The organism is Streptomyces sp. NPDC088725, assembly GCF_044751305.1.
GTDB lineage: Bacteria > Actinomycetota > Actinomycetes > Streptomycetales > Streptomycetaceae > Streptomyces.
In genome coordinates this window covers 437,038-455,347 of the sequence record NZ_JBIVLO010000002.1, presented here as the reverse complement: position 1 = coordinate 455,347, position 18,310 = coordinate 437,038, and the positions used below count along the sequence as shown (strand labels likewise).

The window sequence follows — 18,310 nt, the reverse complement described above, 5'->3', positions numbered from 1 at the left end:
GTGCGGACGCCGCCACGTGAAAGGTCTCTCTCCATGCCCTTGGCCCTGCTCGCGCTCGCCGTCAGCGCGTTCGGCATCGGCACGACCGAGTTCGTCATGATGGGTCTGCTGCCGAACGTCGCCGACGACCTGGGCACGTCCGTCCCCACCGCCGGCTATCTCGTCTCGGCGTACGCGCTCGGCGTGGTCATCGGCGCCCCGCTGCTGACCGCCTTCGGCTCGCGCGTTCCGCGCAAGCGGATGCTCCTGCTGCTGATGGCCCTCTTCACCGTCGGCAACTTCGCCTCCGCGCTCGCGCCCGACTTCGGCTGGCTGCTGGCCGGCCGGGTGCTCGCGGGGCTTCCGCACGGCGCCTTCTTCGGGGTCGGTGCCGTCGTCGCCGCCCGGCTGGTCCGCGAGGGCCGGCAGGCCAGGGCAGTCGCGACGATGTTCCTCGGCCTCACCGTCGCCAACATCATCGGCGTACCCGCGGCCACGCTCCTCGGCCAGCACCTGGGCTGGCGCGCCACGTTCCTCGTCGTCACCGTGATCGGGCTGCTGGCGCTCACCGCGCTCGCGCGGCTCATCCCGTACGTACCCGTCGACGCGCACCAGAACGTCCGCAGTGAACTGCGCGCGCTCGGTGGCCGTCAGGTCCTGCTCGGGCTCGCCACGGCGGTCTTCGGCTTCGGCGGGGTCTTCGCGGTCTACTCGTACCTCGCCTCGATGACCACCGAGGTCATGGGTCTCGGCGAGTCGTCGGTGACGCTGGTCCTCGCGCTCTTCGGCATCGGCATGACACTCGGCGCGCTGGTGGCCGGGCCGCTGACCGACCGGGCGCTGCGGCCCACGCTGTACGGCTCGCTCGGCACCCTCGCCGTGGTGCTGGTCGCCTTCCGCTTCACCGTGCACGTGCAGTGGGCGGCGCTGCTGACGGTGGCGGTGATCGGTGCGGTCGGCTTCATGGCCACCACCCCGCTCCAGATGCTCGTCATGACCAAGGCCAAGGACGCCCCCACGCTCGCCTCCGCCTCCAACCACTCGGCCTTCAACCTCGCCAACGCCGGTGGCGCGTGGCTCGGCGGCGCGGCGATCGCGGCGGGCTGGGGCTGGATGTCACCGACGCTCGTCGGCGCGGTGCTCGCGGTGACCGGGCTGGGGATCGCCGTGACGGCGGGCCTCCTCGACCGGCCGGGCCGCGGCGGCCCGGGTACGGCGGCGGGGGCCTCCCGCGTCGTCGCGGAAGGCCCCCGTACGAAGGAGCAGAGGGAACCGGCGCCCGGGGGCGTCAGTCCGTCGCCGTCTCCTGCCAGCGGTTCGTGATCGGCAGCCGCCGGTCCTTGCCGAAGCCCTTCGCCGAGATCTTGGTGCCCGGCGGGTACTGGCGGCGCTTGTACTCCGCGGTGTCCACCATCCGGAGCGTCCGCGTCACCAGCTCGTCGTCGAAGCCCGCCTTGACGATCGCGTCCTTGCTCCGGTCGCGGTCGACGTACATCTCCAGGATCCGGTCCAGGACGTCGTAGTCGGGCAGCGAGTCCGTGTCGACCTGGCCGGGGCGCAGTTCGGCGCTCGGCGGCTTGGAGATGGACGCCTCGGGGATCGGCGGGGTCTCGCCGCGCTCCTCCGCCGAGCGGTTGCGCCAGCGCGCGAGCCGGAAGACGGACGTCTTGTAGACGTCCTTGATCGGGCCGTACGCGCCGACGGAGTCGCCGTACAGCGTCGAATAGCCCACCGCCAGCTCGGACTTGTTGCCCGGCGCCAGCACGATCTGGCCCTCCTGGTTGGAGATCGCCATCAGCGTCGTACCGCGCAGCCGCGACTGGAGGTTCTCCTCCGCGAGACCGGTCAGACCCAGCGAGCCCATGTACGCGTCGAACATCGGCTCGATGGCCACCGTGCGGTAGTTGAGCCCGGTACGGCGGGCCAGTTCCGCCGCGTCGTCCCGGGAGTGGTCCGAGGAGTACTTGGACGGCATCGAGACGCCGTACACGTTCTCGGCGCCGAGCGCGTCACAGGCGATGGCCGCGACGAGCGCGGAGTCGATGCCGCCGGACAGGCCGATCAGGACGGACCCGAAGCCGTTCTTGACCGCGTACGCGCGCAGGCCCGCGACCAGCGCCGAGTACACCTCCTCGTCGTCCTCCAGGTGGTCGGCGTGGGTGCCGGTCATGGTGGGCTCGTACGCGGGCAGCGGCTCCTCGGAGAGGACGACCCGGTCGATCAGCAGCCCGTCGTCCACGACACCGGTCGGCGGCTCGGCCGCCGCGGCCGGCAGGTCGAGGTCCAGGATCACGCTCGTCTCGGTGAACTGCGGCGCGCGGGCGATCACGTCGCCGTCCTTGCCGACGACGATCGAGTCACCGTCGAAGACCAGCTCGTCCTGGCCGCCCGCCATCGCGAGATACGCGGTGGTGCAGCCGGCCTCCCGGGCGCGCTTGCGCACCAGCTCCAGACGGGTGTCGTCCTTCGCGCGCTCGTACGGGGACGCGTTGATGGAGATCAGCAGCCCGGCCCCGGCGGAGCGGGCGGCGGGCACCCGGCCGCCCTCCTGCCACAGGTCCTCACAGATCGCGAGCGCGACGTCCACGCCGTGGACCCGCAGGACCGGCATGGTGTTGCCCGGCAGGAAGTACCGGAACTCGTCGAAGACGCCGTAGTTGGGCAGGTGGTGCTTGGCGAAGCTCAGGACGAGCTCGCCCCTGTACAGCACGGAAGCCGCGTTCAGCGGCGCGCCGACGGGCTGGCCGTACCGGGCCACGGCCTTTTCGGAACGGTCGAGATACCCGACGATCACCGGCAGCTCGCCGTATCCCTCCGCATCGAGCCGAGCCGCGAGCGCGCGCAGGGCGGACCGGGACGCCTCGACGAAGGACGACCGCAGGGCCAGGTCCTCGACGGGGTAACCGGTGAGCACCATCTCGGGGAACGCGGCGATATGCGCTCCCTGCTCGGCGGCGCGCTTGGTCCAGTGCACGATCGCCTCGGCGTTGGCGGTCAGATCGCCGACGGTCGAGTCGATTTGATTCAGGGCAAGACGTAGTTGAGGCACGCCCGCCAGTGTAATCGTCTTTCTGACACGATGTCTTTGGCGGCGGGGTGTGGGCCGACCCACTCGTCCCACACCCCGCCCACACGCGGCCTTGACCTTGCCCTGAGCCCAGGTGTCACCTTTCGGCCGGTTTCGCTCCGGGCGTGCGCCCGCCCGGGGATCAGCGCGGGGCGTAGACCTCCTCCAGCCACGTCCCGAGCTGCGCGTCCGAGAGATGGTGCGCGAGGTCGGCCTCGCTGATCATGCCGATCAGCCGCTTCTTCTCCAGCACCGGAATCCGGCGGATCTGGTGGCTCTGCATCTCCTGGAGCACGTCGTCGATATCGGCGCCCGCGTCGATCCAGCGCGGTGTGCCCTGGGCCATCTCGCCCGCGGTGACCTTCGACGGGTCGTGGCCCATCGCTATGCAGCCGATGACGATGTCGCGGTCGGTGAGGAGCCCGGCCAGCCGCTCCGACTCGTCGGCGATGGGGAGCGCGCCCACATCCAGCTCCCGCATCAGCTGGGCGGCGCGGTCGAGGGTTTCGTGCGCGGGGATCCAGTGGGCGCCCGCGTGCATGATGTCCTTGGCTGTCGTCATGATGTTCGTGCCTCCTGGAATGCGGTCGGCCCCGAGCCCACCCATCGTCACTGGGCCGTTCGGGCGACGCGACCTTTATAGGCCGAACGGGTGAGGCGATACCGGGCCGACGCCCGGGGGCAGGGCGGGAAAGGCCGCGGGCCGTGGGCTCCGGAACGTACCTCTCCCGGAGCCCACGGCCCGCGTGGCCGTCATCGCCCGCCGTCAGCCGCGAGGCTTCGCGCCCCGCTCCTTCAGCAGGTCCGCCATCAGCCCGATCTCCGACTGCTGAGCGGTGACCATGCCCTGGGCAAGATCACGCTCCGTGCCCGGCACGCAGAGCTTCGCGCACGCCTGGGCCATCATCACGCCACCCTTGTGGTGGTCGGTCATCAGCTGGAGGTACAGGATCTCGGCCTGCTTGCCGCGCGCGGCGCGCAACCGCTCCAGCTCCGTATTGGTCGCCATGCCGGGCATCAGCGAGCCGTCGTGGGCCTGGTGCATGGCCTCGCCCGGCTTCATCTGCATGTCCATCGGCATCCAGGCCATCGGTTCCTGATCGGCCTGGGTCTTCGGCAGCCCCCACATGTCCAGCCACCCCATCAGCATCCCGCGCTGGTTGGCCTGGGTGTTGGCGATGTCGTACGCGAGACGGCGCACGTCCTCGTCGTCCGTGCTGTCCCGCACGATGAAGGACATCTCCACCGCCTGCTGGTGATGGACCGCCATGTCACGGGCGAAGCCCGCGTCCGCCGAGGTCGCGACAGGGGTACGGGGGCCGGTCCGGCCGTCGTCGCGGCCCGCCGCTATCACCGTGGCCGTACCGGCGAAGAGCAGCGCCAGCACGATGGCGGCGATCGCCGCCCAGTTGGTGCGGCTCATGGTGCGGCCCGCGGCCCCGCTCACTGGGGGGCGTCCATTCCGCCCGTGCACGCCGCGCCGGGCTCAGGGGTCTGCGGACCCTGTACGTACTTCGTGAAGAACTGGTCGACACGCGGGTCGGTGGCGCTGTCCACCGTGACCTGCTTGCCCCAGGCACTCAGCATGATCGAGCCGGTCTGGTCCTTGTACGGGCTCATCAGCGAGTACGGGGTCTTCTTCACCCGGTCGCCGAGCGCCTTCACATCGGCGTCCGAGGCCTTGTCGTTGTACGTGACCCACACCGAGCCGTGCTCCAGCGAGTGAACCGCGTTGACGTCCGGGACCGCGTCCTTGTAGACGTCGCCGTCGCAGTTCATCCAGACCTGGTTGTGGTCACCGCCCACCGGCGGCTTCATCGGGTACTTGACCTGCTCGGTGACGTGGTTGCGGCCGAGCTTCTTCGCGTCCCAGGACTTCTCGCCCTTGACCGGCGCCTTGGCGGCGGCCGCCTGCTCGTCCTTCTTGTCGGACTCCTGATTGAGCACGAAGGCGCCGAATCCGACGAGCGCCACGACGACGACGGCGCTCGCGGTGATGGTGATGATGCGGTTGCGCCGCTCACGTGCGTGCTCGACGCGCCGCATCTCGTCTATTCGGGCCTTGCGCTCGGCGGTCTGGGACCTGGAAGCCATGATGTGTGTCCTCTGTGTGTAAGTCTGCGGATTGCTGCGAAAACGGGACTTCTCTGACGCGGTCCAGGTCCTGTCCGGCGGATCTTCGTGGACGAGCCCGGGGCGTCTGGTGCGGTGCATCGCAAGGCGGAGGAGCATTCTCGTACTGGACGTACTTGGATGGCTCCGACAACGCGGCGAGGTGCCGTGCCAGGCGTTCCGGGCCCGCGAAGATCCGCCGGACAGGGCCTAGGTCCGCAGTACTTGGAGGACGTGAAGATCGGGCGCGCGGGCGACCGCCTCCGGCCCGGCCACCCGGCCGCCGGAAGGCGGCGGTCCGGGGCGCGGGAGCTGCGCAGCGGCGGCGAGCGGCGCGGTCGGCGGCGGTACGGTGAGGACGGCAGGGCTCAGCCGCGGGAAGAGGCGGCAGTCGCCGTCGTCGTACGGACAGCTGTAGCGCGCCTGGGCCGTCGGCTCGGTGGCGAGGCTCGTGACGCCTGTGACGTTCTTGAGGGACGCGGCGACCGTTGCGCCGCCGCCGTTCAGTGGATGGGCCTGGTCGGGCCCGGCGCAGATGACGAGTATGGCGAACAGCGTCGCCACGGCACTCAGCAGTGCCGTGGGACGCGTGATGCGTATGCGGCGCAGCCGACGCGGTCCCCCCACAGGCGCAGATCGTAGTCCGTACTGCCCCGGATGCAGCAGTAGGAGTCTCTTTCCCGGCCAGGATCCCTCCCGGACGCCGGACGTGGCCTCGTCGCGATCCGTCTCCGCGATCCGTCTCCGAGGGGCCCGGTGCGGCGGGTACGGTCCGGCCGGGGGCGCGGTACAAAGAGGCATGGCCGAGTACGCGCGATCGCGCCCACCGGACGCGGTGGACATCGAAGCGGTGACGGGGGCGGTGCTCACCGCGTCGCGGCTGCTGCTCGCCGTGTCCACGCGCTCCCTGGCGGCGGTCGCCGACCGGGTCACCCTGCCGCAGTTCCGGCTGCTGGTCGTGCTGGCCACGCACGGCGACGCCAAGCTGGTGGAGGTGGCGGAGCGGCTGGGGGTTAACCCCTCGACCGCCATGCGCATGCTGGACCGGCTGATCGCCGCCGGCCTCGCCGACCGGCAGAGCAACCCGGACAACCGGCGCGAGACGATGCTGAGGCTGACCCCCGAAGGCCGCGGTGTCGTCGACGACGTCACGGCCGCGCGCCGCCGCGAGATCACCGCCATCGTCGAGCGGCTGACCCCCGGTCAGCGCTCGGACCTGGTGGCCGCGCTGACCGCGTTCACCGAGGCGGGCGGGGAGCCGACCGCCCCGGGCGAGGAGGCGGAACCGTACCTCGGAGGCCGTCCCCAGGACACCGAGCCCGCCGAGCGGCCACGGCGGGAGCCCGGGAACGAGCCGGGGCAAGAGCCTTGTGAGCAGCCCCGGAAACCGTCCCGCGAACAACACGAGGAGCGGCCCCCGAAACCGCCCCGGGAAGGCCGCCGCGAACGGCCGGACGGCGGCTCGCTCCCGCGCCCCTGAGCCGCCGCGCGGTCGCCACCGGTCCAGCCGGGTGGGAAATCGGCGGCCCGCCCTGTCGATCACCGGGCCCGCCGGTGCCGGGTAGTTACGCCGACCCCCTGCGGCCAGGCACTATGGGCGGGAGACCCCGTACATCCACCCGGTGCGGAGCGTTGGACAACGGTTTGCAACGCGCCGGAAATCGTGTGGTGGGATGCTCGTGTGCCCGGTGTGGTCCGTGGCATGGGAGCAGGTGGCCTGACCAGCAAGGATGGGTGGAAATGGATAAGCAGCAGGAATTCGTGCTCCGCACGCTCGAGGAGCGCGACATCCGCTTCGTACGGCTCTGGTTCACCGATGTGCTCGGCTTCCTGAAGTCGGTCGCCGTGGCGCCCGCCGAACTGGAGCAGGCCTTCGACGAGGGCATGGGCTTCGACGGCTCGGCGATCGAGGGATTCGCCCGGGTCTACGAGTCCGACATGATCGCCAAGCCCGATCCGGGCACCTTCCAGATCCTGCCCTGGCGCGCGGAGGCGCCCGGTACGGCCCGGATGTTCTGCGACATCCTGATGCCCGACGGCTCGCCGTCCTTCGCGGACCCCCGCTACGTTCTCAAGCGGATGCTCGCCAAGTGCTCCGACCTGGGATTCACCTTCTACACCCACCCCGAGATCGAGTTCTTCCTGCTCAAGGACAAGCCGCTGGACGGCAGCGTCCCGACCCCCGCCGACAACTCCGGCTATTTCGACCACACTCCGCAGAACGTCGGCATGGACTTCCGCCGCCAGGCGATCACCATGCTCGAATCCATGGGCATCTCCGTGGAGTTCAGCCACCACGAGGGTGCGCCGGGACAGCAGGAGATCGATCTGCGGTACGCGGACGCGCTCTCCACCGCCGACAACGTGATGACGTTCCGTCTCGTCATGAAGCAGGTCGCGCTGGAACAGGGCGTCCAGGCCACCTTCATGCCGAAGCCGTTCTCGGAATACCCCGGCTCCGGCATGCACACCCACCTCTCCCTCTTCGAGGGAGACCGCAACGCCTTCTACGAGTCGGGCGCCGAGTACCAACTCTCCAAGGTCGGCCAGTCGTTCATCGCGGGCCTGCTCAAGCACGCGGCGGAGATCTCGGCCGTCACCAACCAGTGGGTCAACTCGTACAAGCGCATCTGGGGCGGCTCCAGCCGCACGGCCGGCTCCGGCGGCGAGGCGCCCTCGTACATCTGCTGGGGCCACAACAACCGCTCCGCGCTGATCCGCGTCCCGATGTACAAGCCGGGCAAGACCGGCTCCGCGCGCGTCGAGGTCCGCTCCATCGACTCGGGCGCCAACCCCTACCTGACGTACGCGGTGCTGCTCGCCGCGGGCCTCAAGGGCATCGAGGAGGGCTACGAACTCCCCCCGGGCGCCGACGACGACGTATGGGCGCTCTCCGACGGCGAACGCCGCGCGATGGGCATCGAACCGCTGCCGCAGAACCTCGGCGAGGCGATCTCCCTGATGGAGCGCAGCGAACTGGTCGCGGAGACGCTGGGCGAGCACGTCTTCGACTTCTTCCTCCGCAACAAGAAGCAGGAGTGGGAGGAGTACCGGAGCGAGGTCACCGCGTTCGAACTGCGTAAGAACCTCCCGGTGTTGTAGGCGCGGGGGAGCGGCGCGGCAAGCGCGTCACCGAACGGGTCCTGGCCGGTCGCGGGATGCGGCCGGCCTCGGCGTGTGGTGCGTCAGGCGCTCTCGTCCGGGGCTGTTCGATTCCGTACGATCAGCCCCACGTGCCCACAGGGGGGAGACGCTGTGAGACCGGACGCTGTGCGTTCGTCGTCCGACGCGGCATGGGAGGCGGTCGGGCTGCCTCCGCTCACCGGGCGGGTCCTGGAGTATCTGATCGGGCGGCCGGTGCTGACGCGGGACGAGATAGCCGCCGCCCTCGGCTCACCCGCCGAGGCGATCGGCGAGGCGCTGGGCGCGCTGGAGGCCGAGGACCTGGTGGTGCGGACCGGGAGCCTTCCCACGTGCTGGGCCGCGGGGCCGCCGCGTTCGACGCTCGGGGCGTTACTGGCCAGACGAAGACAGGAGCTGGCCCGCACGGAGCAGTACGTGGAGCAGCTGCAAGAGGTCTACCGCTCGGTGCCGGCCCGGCGCGTCTCCTCGGACCTCTTCGAGATCGTCGAGAGCGCGGAGCAGGTCGCCGCGCGCTACGCCCAGCTGCTGGCCTCCAGCGAGCACGAGGTGCTGCACCTCGCCAAGCCCCCGTACCTGAATCTCCCCGCCCCCGTCGCCGAAGAGAGCGACGGCCTGAGCGACGCCCCCGGACCCGAGCCGGATCTGCCGGAAGGCCTCCGGTTCCGCTCCGTCTACGACAGCGACGGATTCACCGACGAGACCTCCCTGCGGACCGCCCTGCGCGGTACGGCCATGGGCGGCCTGCTCCGGCTGCTTCCCGGGCTCCCCATGAAACTGGTCGTCTTCGACGAGACCGCGGGCATCATCCCGCTGCGCAAGGAGGATCCCGCCGCCGGATCCGTCATCGTGCACGCCTCCCCGCTGCTGGAAGCGCTCAGGGCGCTCTTCGAGAGTGTGTGGGAGCGCGCGACGCCGCTCTATCTGGGCCGTACGGACGGGCAGCCGCTCCCCGAGCGCGCGCGGAGCGAGCGGGACGGTCCGGGCGGCCGCACCCGCGACATCCTGGACCTCATGGCCGCCGGACTGACGGACGGCGCGATCGGCCACGCGCTCGGGCTCAGCCGCCGGACCATCCAGAAACACATCAGCGAGACGGCGGACGTACTCGGCGCCCGCACACGCTTCCAGATCGCGCTGCTCGCCCACGAACGCGGCTGGGTGGGCCGGACCTGACGCGGCGGGTGGGCGGTCCCCGCCCCCTCGCCCATGATCCCGAAGACCTGCACCGGGAAGGCGGCCAGCGCGGCCCGCCGGGACTCATCGGCGCACATCCCGGCGAACGTCACCCACGCGGCCGTTTCCCAGCGGCGTCCTCCGGTTAGTCTCGGTTCCGGACCTTGATCGGACACGGCCGGAGGGAGAGTGGACTGATGACAGCGCCGCTGGGACGCAGGAGCAGCACGTTCACCCGTCTGCTCCGGCACGGGTTCACGGACCCCTCGACCGCGGAGCGGTTCCTCGACGCGCCGGAGATGGCCGTCGTACGCACCGACGCGCTGATCCTCGAAGCGTTCGGCGCCACCGCCGACCCCGATCTCGCGCTGCGCTCGTTCGTCCGGCTGCTGGAGGCGCAGGAATCCGACGAGCGGCAGATCCTGCTGGACACCGTGCTCACCGCGAAACCCCTGCGGGACCGGCTGCTCGGGGTGCTCGGCGCGTCGGAGGCGCTGGGCGACCACCTGATCAGGCATCCACAGGACTGGCAGGTGCTGGTCACCTACGAGTTGGCGGACCTGCACCCGGGGGTCGCCGAGTTCGAGCGCGGCCTCGCCGACGCCACCGACCCCGTCGCCCTGCGCATCGCCTACCGCCGCTGTCTGCTGTCCATCGTGGCCAGGGACGTCTGCGGTACGACGGATCTCGCCCAGTCCGCCGCCGAACTGGCCGACCTCGCGACCGCCACCCTGCGCGCCGCGCTCGCGATCGCCTCCGCCGCCGCGCCCGAGGACGCGGACGCGTGCCGGCTCGCGGTCATCGCGATGGGCAAAACCGGCGGCCACGAGCTGAATTACGTCTCGGACGTGGACGTGATCTTCGTCGGCGCCACCCCGGAGGGCGGCGCGGACGACGATCCCGAGGAGAGCCGTCCCGCCATCCAGGCCGCGACCCGGCTCGCCGCGCATCTGATGCGGATCTGCTCCGAGACGGACATCGAGGGCACCATCTGGCCCGTCGACGCCAACCTGCGCCCCGAGGGCCGCAACGGACCGCTCGTACGGACGCTCAGCAGCCATCTCGCCTACTACCAGCGGTGGGCGAAGACCTGGGAGTTCCAGGCGCTGCTCAAGGCCCGCCCGGTGGCCGGGGATCCGGGGCTCGGCGCGCGCTACATCGACGCCGTGTCGCCGCTGGTGTGGCAGGCAGCGGAACGTGAACACTTCGTCCCCGACGTGCAGAAGATGCGCCGCCGGGTGGTCGACAACATCCCCGCCGGGCAGGCCGACCGCGAGCTGAAGCTCGGCCCCGGCGGCCTGCGGGACGTCGAATTCGCCGTACAGCTGCTCCAGTTGGTGCACGGCCGCAGCGACTCCTCACTGCGCAGCGGGTCGACGCTCGAAGCGCTCGCCGCGCTCGCCGCGGGCGGTTATGTGGGACGGACGGACGCGGCGCAGCTCGACGAGGCGTACCGCTTCCTGCGCTCGATGGAGCACCACATCCAGCTCTACCGGCTGCGGCGCACGCACATGGTGCCCGAGGACGAGGCCGATCTGCGGCGTCTCGGACGTTCGCTGGGGATACGGGTGGACCCCGTCGCCGAGCTGAACAAGGCCTGGAAACGGCACGCTTCCGCCGTACGGCGGCTGCACGAGAAGCTGTTCTACCGGCCGCTGCTCGACTCCGTCGCCCAGCTCGCCCCCGGCGAGATCCGGCTCAGCACGAAGGCGGCGGGACAGCGTCTCGCGGCCCTCGGCTACGCCGACCCCGTCGCCGCGCTGCGGCATCTGGAGGCGCTGTCGTCCGGCGTGACCCGCAAAGCGGCGATCCAGCGGACGCTGCTGCCCGTCCTGCTCGGCTGGTTCGCGGACTCGGCCGATCCGGACGCCGGACTGCTCGGCTTCCGCAAGGTGTCCGACGCGCTCGGCAAGACGCCGTGGTACCTGCGGCTGCTGCGCGACGAAGGCGCCGCCGCCGAGAACCTGGCCCGGGTGCTGTCCGCGGGCAGGCTCGCCCCCGATCTGCTGCTGCGCGCGCCGGAGGCGGTGTCGATCCTCGGCGATCCGACGGGGCTGCGGCCGCGCGCCCGACAGCCGCTGGAGCAGGAGGTGATCGCGGCGGTCGGCCGCGCGGAGACCGGCGAGGGCGCGGTCGCCTCGGCCCGCGGTGTGCGCCGCAGGGAGCTGTTCCGCACCACCGCGGCCGACATCATCGGCTCGTACGGTACGGAGGAGAAGCCCGCGGAAGGAGACGCCGGCGCGCTGGTCGACCGGGTCGGGAACGCGCTCACCGACCTGAACGCGGCCACGCTCGCGGGCGCTCTGCGGGCCGCCGTACGCGGCCGGTGGGGCGACACGCTCCCCACCCGGTTCGCCGTCATCGGCATGGGCCGCTTCGGCGGCCACGAGATGGGTTACGCCTCTGACGCGGACGTGCTGTTCGTGCACGAGCCGCGCGAGGGCGTGGACGAACAGGAAGCCTCGCGGGCCGCCTCCGACGTGGTCGCCGAGATGCGCAGGCTCCTCCAAGTGCCCACCGCAGAGCCGCCGTTGGTGATCGACGCGGATCTGCGTCCGGAGGGCAAGAGCGGCCCGGTGGTGCGCACGCTCGCCTCGTACGCCGCGTACTACCGCCGCTGGTCCCTGGCCTGGGAGAGCCAGGCGCTGCTGCGGGCGGAGCCGATGGCGGGCAACGCGGACCTCGGCCGCCGCTTCGTCGAACTGGTCGATCCGCTGCGGTACCCGAGGGAGGGGCTGAGCGAGGACGCCGTACGCGACATCCGGCTCCTCAAGGCCCGGATGGAGACCGAACGGATGCCGAAGGGCGCCGACCCGACCCTGCACACCAAGCTGGGCCGGGGCGGTCTCTCCGACGTCGAGTGGACCGTCCAGCTGCTCCAGATGCGGCACGGCTGGGCGGAGCCGCGCCTGCGCACCACCAGGACCCGCGCGGCACTGGCGGCGGCGGGCGAGGCCGGGCTGCTCTCCGCCGAGGAGGCCAGGATCCTGGACGAGGCCTGGGTCCTGGCGACCAGGGTGCGCAACGGCGTGATGCTGGTACGCGGCCGGGCCGGCGACACGTTCCCGTCCGACGGGCGCGAACTGGGCGCGATGGGGCGCTACCTGGGCTACGAGCCGGGGCACGTGGGCGACATGCTGGACGACTACCGCCGTACGACGCGCAGGGCGCGCGCGGTGATGGAGGCGGTGTTCTACGGCGCCTCGTGAGGGGCGCCGGGGGACGCGCGGTGCGTTGGGGCTGCGCGGGCCCCGGGAACGCCCAGGCAGAGGCGGGGCGCTCCGGGAGACTCCGGGAACGTGCCGGGGCCGCACGCCTCAGGCCGTGGCCGGGCGCCTTCGCCGGGACCGGGACACGTACTGCGGGAGCTGGTAAGGCAGTGAGTCGTACCACGCGTACGAGACCGCGAAACCGAACGCCAGGCAGACCATGCCGCCCACCGCGTCCAGCCAGAAGTGGTTCGCGGTGGACACGATCACCAGCAGGGTGACCGCCGGATAGAGCAGGCCGAGGATCTTCGCCCAGGGCGCGGAGGCCAGCGCGAAAATGGTCAGTCCGCACCACAGCGACCAGCCGATGTGCATCGACGGCATGGCCGCGTACTGGTTCGACACGCTCTTCAGATTGCCCGAGGACAGGGAACCCCACGTCTGATGGACCGCCACCGTGTCGATGAAACGCGTCCCGCGCATCAGCCGGGGCGGCGCCAGCGGAAAGAGGTAGTAGCCGAGCAGCGCCACGGCGGTGGTCGCGAAGATGACGAGACGCGCCGCCGCGTACCGGCCCGGATGGCGGCGGTAGAGCCAGACCAGTACGCCGATGGTCACGATGAAGTGCAGCGTCGCGTAGTAGTAGTTCATCGCCACGATCAGCCAGGGCACCGAGTCCACCGCGTGGTTGACAGCCAGTTCGAAACCCAGCCCCGCGGTCCGCTCGGCGTGCCAGATCCAGGCGGCGTTGTTCAGCGCCTCGACCCGCTGCTCGGGAACGGCGTTGCGGATCAGTGAGTAGACCCAGTAACTCACCCCGATCAGCGCGATTTCGAACCAGAAGTGCGGGCGGTGTGGCGACCTGAGCCGCTGCCACAGGGGTCGGCGGGTCGTCGCGACGACTGTGCTGCCGGAGCTGTCCGGTGTGCCGGACACGTCAGACCTCTGAGCCGGCTCGTCCGTGCGGGGGGACGGGGTGGCTCTGCGGCTTACCTGGGTCTTCACGGTCAATTCGCCCATACCGAGAGAGTTTGCCAGACAGCCGCCCCCGGCCGGTCATCCCCCGGTCGGGTCCCCGGCGCGTTCTCTCCGCCCTACGGGCGATTTGTGTGCCCGGTGCCGCCCGCGGTGCCGGGGCCGGGGCCCGAAGCGGTCGAACCCCTGACCACCAGCTCCGGCATGAAAACGAATTCGCTGTGCGGGGCGGGTGTTCCGCCTATCTCTTCGAGCAGTGTACGGACCGCGGCCTGGCCCATCGAGGGTACCGGCTTGCGGATCGTCGTCAGCGGCGGATCGGTGAAGGCTATGAGAGGCGAATCGTCGAATCCGACCACCGACAGGTCGCGCGGCACGGCGAGTCCGTGGTCGCGCGCCGCCCTGATCGCGCCGAGCGCCATCATGTCGCTGGCGCACACCACCGCCGTACAGCCGCGCGCGATGAGCGCGGAGGCGGCCGCCTGCCCACCCTCAAGGGTGAAAAGTGACTGCTGGATCAGCTCGCCGGTCTCGTCCTCCGAGAGGTCGAGCAGTTCCCGTACGGTGCTGCGGAAACCCTCGATCTTGCGCAGCACGGGCACGAAGCGCCGGGGGCCCACCGCGAGCCCGATCCGGTGGTGGCCGAGCGAGACGAGGTGGGTCACGGCCAGGCGCATCGCGGCGCGGTCGTCGGGCGAGATGAACGGCGCCCGCACGTGTGGCGAGAAGCCGTCGACGAGGACGAACGGCACGCCCTGCGCCCGCAGCCGCTCGTAGCGCCGCATGTCGGCCGACGTGTCCGCGTGCAGCCCCGAGACGAAGATGATGCCGGAGACGTCCCGCTCGACCAGCATCTCGGTCAGCTCGTCCTCCGTCGATCCGCCGGGCGTCTGCGTCGCCAGTACGGGCGTGTAGCCCTGCCTGGCCAGCGCCTGGCCGATGACCTGCGCCAGGGCCGGGAAGATGGGATTCTCCAGCTCGGGGGTGATCAGGCCGACCAGTCCCGCGCTGCGTCTGCGCAGCCGTACGGGACGCTCGTACCCGAGGACGTCGAGCGCCGCGAGAACGGATTCACGGGTGGCCGCGGCTACCCCGGGCTTGCCGTTCAGTACGCGGCTGACCGTCGCTTCGCTGACCCCCGCCTGGGATGCGATGTCGGCAAGCCGTGCGGTCATGGAAGTGGACTGTACCGGGCGTCCGGCGGATTGCCCACCGGGCGCGGGCCCCGCGCGATGACGGGTCCGTGCAAGAACTTGCAGACTCCGCCCGTTCGAACAGGTCGTCAACTCTTGGCCGCCACAAGGGTGTGCGGTCACCTTGCGGAAATCTTCCGCAAGGTCTTTCCGGTTTCTTGCATCGCTGTTACCTTCACGTCCGACCCGGCACCGCAACGGAGCGGTACGGCACGTGAAGGAGTTCGGATGCGACGTGGCATAACGGTCACCGCCCTTGCCGCGATCCTGGCGCTCGCGGCGACCGCCTGCGGCAGTGACGACGAGTCAGGCGGGAGCGCCGGGCCGGGCGGCGAGCTTTCCGGCAAGGTGACCTGGTGGGACACCTCGACCGTGGGCAGCGAGGACAAGGTCTTCAAGCAGCTCGCCGAGGACTTCGAGAAGGTCCACCCGAAGGTCGATGTCACGTACGTGAACGTGCCGTTCGGCGAGGCCCAGAACAAGTTCAAGAACGCGGCGCAGGCGAACGCCGGCGCGCCGGACGTGATCCGCTCCGAGGTCGCCTGGACCCCGGAGTTCGCCGACCTCGGATATCTCGCCCCTCTCGACGGCACGCCCGCGCTCAAGAACGAGAAGGACTTCCTGCCGCAGGCGGCCGCCTCCACCAAGTACGGCGGCAAGACGTACGCGGTGCCTCAAGTCATCGACTCCATGGGCATCTTCTACAACAAGAAGATCTTCCAGGAGGCCGGGGTCCAGGTACCGAAAACCGTCGCCGAACTGAAGACCGTCTCGAAGCAGATCAAGGACAAGACCGGGAAGACCGGCCTCTACTTGCGCGGCGACGACGCGTACTGGTTCCTGTCGTTCCTCTACGGCGAGGGCGGCAACCTCGTCGACGCCAAGACGAAGACCGTCACCGTCGACAACGCGGCGGGCGTCAGGGCGATGACCGTCGTCAAGGACCTCGTCGACTCCGGCGCCGCCGAGACCGACGCCACGGACGGCTTCGAGAACATGCAGGCCGCCTTCAAGGACGGCAAGGTCGCGATGATGATCAACGGCCCGTGGGCCATCACCGACACCTACGGCGGCGCGGAGTTCAAGAACAGGGCCAACCTCGGCATCGCGCCCGTACCGGCCGGATCCGCGGGCCAGGGCGCCCCGCAGGGCGGCCACAACCTCGCGGTCTACGCGGGGTCCAAGAACCTCGACGCGTCCTACGCCTTCACCGAGTACATGACGTCCCCGGAGAGCCAGGCCAAGGTCGCCAAGGAGCTGAGCCTGCTGCCGACCCGTACGTCGGTCTACGCGAGCCCGGAGGTCGCGGACAACAACGTCGTCGGCTTCTTCAAGCCCGTGGTCGACAAGGCCGTCGAGCGCCCCTGGATCCCGGAGACCGGCAGCCTGTTCGCGCCGCTGGTGACCGAGTACACCAAGGTCCTCACCGGCCAGACCACCCCGGAAAAGGGCGTCAGGGCCACCGGCGACTCGTACCGCAAGCTCCTCAAGGGCTGGAAGTGACAGGAAGGCAGGCCGGCTGATGGCCGTCCACACCACCCGGCCGGAGGCCGAAGCCGCGGGCGGCGACACCGCCCGCGGCCGGGGCCGCCGTACGGGCAGCACGTCCGGCGGCGCCCGGGGCGGCGGGTTCGGGCGGGCCCTGTCGGTCCACTGGTACGCCTGGGCGATGGTCGCCCCCGTCGTCGTCGTGATCGGCGCGATCATCGGATACCCCCTGGTACGGGGCGTCTACCTGTCGCTCACCGACGCCAACGAGCGCAACGTCGAACGCAGCATCGGCGTCAACCACCTGCCCGCCACCTACAAGTTCGTCGGCCTCGACAACTACGCCGACGCGCTGACGGGCGACCAGTTCCTGGCCACACTCGGCTGGACCCTGGTGTGGACGGTCTGCTGCGTCAGCGTCACCTTCGCGCTCGGCCTCGCGCTGGCGAACATCCTCAACCGCAGGATCGCGGGCCGTTCGTTCTACCGGCTGCTGCTGATCCTGCCCTGGGCCGTGCCCGGCTTCGTCTCCGTCTTCGCCTGGCGCTTCCTCTACAACGAGGACCGCGGCTTCCTCAACAAGATCCTCGCGGGCGGCGGATTCGACCCCGTGCCCTGGCTCAACGACCCGACCTGGGCGAAATTCTCCGTCATCGCCGTCAACATCTGGCTCGGTGTGCCGTTCATGATGGTCGCCCTGCTCGGCGGACTCCAGTCCGTCCCGGGGGAGTTGTACGAGGCCGCCGAGATGGACGGCGCGAACGCCTGGCAGCGTTTCTGCCACATCACGATGCCGGGGCTGCGCTCCGTCAGCACCACGGTGATCCTGCTCTCCACCATCTGGACCTTCAACATGTTCCCGGTGATCTTCCTGCTGACCCGGGGCGGGCCCGGCGAGGCCACCCAGATCCTGGTGACACAGGCGTACAAGTTCTCCTTCGAGATCAGCCCGCGCGACTTCGCCCAGTCGTCCACCTGGGGCGTGCTGATCCTCGTCCTCCTGATGCTCTTCGCCGTGGTCTACCGGCGGGTCCTCCGCAAGCAGGGAGATGTCTGGTGACCCTCACCGGGACAACGCGCCGGGAACCGGCGCGTCCAGCGTCCGACGCGCCTCAGGTGCCGAACGTCAGCCGCCGCCAACGGCGTTCACCGCTCGCCTCGATCGCGCTGCACGCCACGCTGATCACGGCGTCCGTGATCGCGGTCTTCCCGGTGCTGTGGGTCCTGCTGACCTCGCTCAAACCGGCGAGCTACGCGACGACCACGGACTTCTTCAAGGACCCGACGTTCGAGAACTACACCGGGCTGCTGCGGGACACCCCGTTCCTCACCTGGTTCGGCAACTCGCTGATCATCGCGGGCTGCACCACCCTCCTCGGCGTCTTCGTCGCCGCCACCACCGGCTACGCCGTCAGCCGCTTCCGGTTCCCCGGAAAGCGCGGGCTGATGTGGACGCTGCTGATCACCCAGATGTTCCCGGTCGCCGTGCTCATCGTGCCGATCTACAACATCATGGCGGGCCTCGGGCTGCTCAACAGGTCGGCGGGGCTGGTGATCACCTACCTCACCATCGCCGTGCCGTTCTGCGCCTGGATGATGAAGGGCTTCTTCGACACCATTCCCCGGGAGCTGGACGAGTCGGGGCAGGTCGACGGCCTCGGCCCGTTCGGTGCCTTCTGGCGGCTGATCCTGCCGCTCGCCAAACCGGGTCTCGCGGTCACCGCGTTCTACTCCTTCATCACCGCGTGGGGCGAAGTCGCCTACGCCTCCGCCTTCATGGTGGGCGACGAGAACCTGACCCTCGCGGGCGGGCTCCAGAAGTTCGTCAACCAGTACGGCGCCCAGTGGGGTCCGATGACCGCGGCTTCCGTGCTCATCGCCGTCCCTGCCGGACTCGTCTTCCTCTTCGCCCAGCGCCATCTCGTCACCGGCATGTCCGCCGGCGCCGTCAAGGGCTGACCACGCCCCAA

The 18,310-nt window shown here is 70.3% G+C and carries 14 protein-coding genes and 1 pseudogene; 8 read left to right on the top strand and 7 right to left on the bottom strand.

Translation table 11 applies throughout. From position 1 onward, the window contains the following. Positions 1 to 33 precede the first annotated feature (33 nt). Positions 34 to 1,302 (top strand): MFS transporter, encoded by a 1,269-nt coding sequence (locus ACIP6N_RS05905; RefSeq protein WP_401813201.1) that lies wholly within the window; start codon positions 34 to 36, stop codon positions 1,300 to 1,302. Here the strand turns inward: ACIP6N_RS05905 and ACIP6N_RS05900 are convergent. The 5 genes from ACIP6N_RS05900 to ACIP6N_RS05880 form a co-directional block, all read right to left on the bottom strand. Then, complete coding sequence (locus ACIP6N_RS05900) at positions 1,268 to 3,028, bottom strand: NAD+ synthase (RefSeq protein ID WP_401813199.1); 1,761 nt, start codon at positions 3,026 to 3,028, stop codon at positions 1,268 to 1,270. The two genes, ACIP6N_RS05905 and ACIP6N_RS05900, sit on opposite strands and share 35 nt — an antisense overlap. Positions 3,029 to 3,188: 160 nt before the next feature. Beyond that, a complete protein-coding gene (locus ACIP6N_RS05895; protein WP_401813198.1) occupies positions 3,189 to 3,608 on the bottom strand; it encodes a CBS domain-containing protein in 420 nt (139 codons plus the stop codon). A gap of 204 nt (positions 3,609 to 3,812) precedes the next feature. Next, entirely contained in the window at positions 3,813 to 4,469 is a 657-nt protein-coding gene (locus ACIP6N_RS05890; RefSeq protein ID WP_401813196.1) for a DUF305 domain-containing protein, read from the bottom strand. Positions 4,470 to 4,489: 20 nt separating this feature from the next. Next, positions 4,490 to 5,140 (bottom strand): DUF3105 domain-containing protein, encoded by a 651-nt coding sequence (locus ACIP6N_RS05885; RefSeq protein WP_401813195.1) that lies wholly within the window; start codon positions 5,138 to 5,140, stop codon positions 4,490 to 4,492. A 228-nt stretch (positions 5,141 to 5,368) separates the two neighbouring features. Beyond that, positions 5,369 to 5,785 carry a hypothetical protein gene (locus tag ACIP6N_RS05880; protein ID WP_401813194.1) on the bottom strand — a complete coding sequence of 139 codons (417 nt, stop codon included), beginning with the start codon at positions 5,783 to 5,785 and terminating at the stop codon, positions 5,369 to 5,371. Between the two features lie 172 nt (positions 5,786 to 5,957). Here ACIP6N_RS05880 and ACIP6N_RS05875 point away from each other — a divergent pair. From ACIP6N_RS05875 to ACIP6N_RS05860, 4 genes and pseudogenes are all read left to right on the top strand, one after another. Then, a pseudogene (locus tag ACIP6N_RS05875) lies at positions 5,958 to 6,449 on the top strand (MarR family winged helix-turn-helix transcriptional regulator); the annotation flags it as partial. A 449-nt stretch (positions 6,450 to 6,898) separates the two neighbouring features. Beyond that, on the top strand, positions 6,899 to 8,260 hold the full coding sequence (locus ACIP6N_RS05870) for a glutamine synthetase family protein (protein ID WP_401813192.1): 1,362 nt from the start codon (positions 6,899 to 6,901) through the stop codon (positions 8,258 to 8,260). 153 nt (positions 8,261 to 8,413) lie between these two features. Then, positions 8,414 to 9,475, top strand: coding sequence for a LuxR C-terminal-related transcriptional regulator (locus ACIP6N_RS05865; protein WP_401813190.1), 1,062 nt, complete (start codon positions 8,414 to 8,416; stop codon positions 9,473 to 9,475). A 197-nt stretch (positions 9,476 to 9,672) separates the two neighbouring features. After that, positions 9,673 to 12,684: a bifunctional [glutamine synthetase] adenylyltransferase/[glutamine synthetase]-adenylyl-L-tyrosine phosphorylase gene (locus ACIP6N_RS05860; RefSeq protein ID WP_401813189.1), complete on the top strand. Its 3,012-nt coding sequence runs from the start codon at positions 9,673 to 9,675 to the stop codon at positions 12,682 to 12,684. A gap of 108 nt (positions 12,685 to 12,792) precedes the next feature. Here the strand turns inward: ACIP6N_RS05860 and ACIP6N_RS05855 are convergent, their stop codons facing one another. Together ACIP6N_RS05855 and ACIP6N_RS05850 are read right to left on the bottom strand one after the other, a co-directional pair. Continuing rightward, positions 12,793 to 13,704 carry a phosphatase PAP2 family protein gene (locus ACIP6N_RS05855; protein ID WP_401813187.1) on the bottom strand — a complete coding sequence of 304 codons (912 nt, stop codon included), beginning with the start codon at positions 13,702 to 13,704 and terminating at the stop codon, positions 12,793 to 12,795. Positions 13,705 to 13,778: 74 nt separating this feature from the next. Beyond that, positions 13,779 to 14,834 carry a LacI family DNA-binding transcriptional regulator gene (locus ACIP6N_RS05850; protein WP_401813186.1) on the bottom strand — a complete coding sequence of 352 codons (1,056 nt, stop codon included), beginning with the start codon at positions 14,832 to 14,834 and terminating at the stop codon, positions 13,779 to 13,781. Between the two features lie 246 nt (positions 14,835 to 15,080). Here ACIP6N_RS05850 and ACIP6N_RS05845 point away from each other — a divergent pair, with 246 nt between their 5' ends. Genes ACIP6N_RS05845 through ACIP6N_RS05835 form a run of 3 tightly spaced genes read left to right on the top strand, consistent with a single transcriptional unit; the run spans position 15,081 to position 18,299 of the window. Beyond that, positions 15,081 to 16,355: an extracellular solute-binding protein gene (locus tag ACIP6N_RS05845; RefSeq protein WP_401813185.1), complete on the top strand. Its 1,275-nt coding sequence runs from the start codon at positions 15,081 to 15,083 to the stop codon at positions 16,353 to 16,355. A gap of 19 nt (positions 16,356 to 16,374) precedes the next feature. Further along, positions 16,375 to 17,400, top strand: a complete 1,026-nt coding sequence (locus ACIP6N_RS05840; protein WP_401813183.1) for a carbohydrate ABC transporter permease — start codon at positions 16,375 to 16,377, stop codon at positions 17,398 to 17,400. Further along, positions 17,397 to 18,299, top strand: coding sequence for a sugar ABC transporter permease (locus ACIP6N_RS05835; protein ID WP_401813182.1), 903 nt, complete (start codon positions 17,397 to 17,399; stop codon positions 18,297 to 18,299). Before ACIP6N_RS05840 ends, ACIP6N_RS05835 begins: the two co-directional genes overlap by 4 nt. Positions 18,300 to 18,310: the final 11 nt, after the last annotated feature.

What these genes read in the sequence shown, in the direction of transcription:
- ACIP6N_RS05840 (WP_401813183.1), top strand. Translation starts at nt 16,375, where the DNA reads ATGGCCGTCCACACCACCCGGCCGGAGGCCGAAGCCGCGGGCGGCGAC.
- ACIP6N_RS05870 (WP_401813192.1), top strand. Translation starts at nt 6,899, where the DNA reads ATGGATAAGCAGCAGGAATTCGTGCTCCGCACGCTCGAGGAGCGCGAC.
- ACIP6N_RS05885 (WP_401813195.1), bottom strand. Translation starts at nt 5,140, where the DNA reads ATGGCTTCCAGGTCCCAGACCGCCGAGCGCAAGGCCCGAATAGACGAG.
- ACIP6N_RS05860 (WP_401813189.1), top strand. Translation starts at nt 9,673, where the DNA reads ATGACAGCGCCGCTGGGACGCAGGAGCAGCACGTTCACCCGTCTGCTC.
- ACIP6N_RS05890 (WP_401813196.1), bottom strand. Translation starts at nt 4,469, where the DNA reads ATGAGCCGCACCAACTGGGCGGCGATCGCCGCCATCGTGCTGGCGCTG.
- ACIP6N_RS05855 (WP_401813187.1), bottom strand. Translation starts at nt 13,704, where the DNA reads ATGGGCGAATTGACCGTGAAGACCCAGGTAAGCCGCAGAGCCACCCCG.
- ACIP6N_RS05905 (WP_401813201.1), top strand. Translation starts at nt 34, where the DNA reads ATGCCCTTGGCCCTGCTCGCGCTCGCCGTCAGCGCGTTCGGCATCGGC.
- ACIP6N_RS05845 (WP_401813185.1), top strand. Translation starts at nt 15,081, where the DNA reads ATGCGACGTGGCATAACGGTCACCGCCCTTGCCGCGATCCTGGCGCTC.
- ACIP6N_RS05850 (WP_401813186.1), bottom strand. Translation starts at nt 14,834, where the DNA reads ATGACCGCACGGCTTGCCGACATCGCATCCCAGGCGGGGGTCAGCGAA.
- ACIP6N_RS05895 (WP_401813198.1), bottom strand. Translation starts at nt 3,608, where the DNA reads ATGACGACAGCCAAGGACATCATGCACGCGGGCGCCCACTGGATCCCC.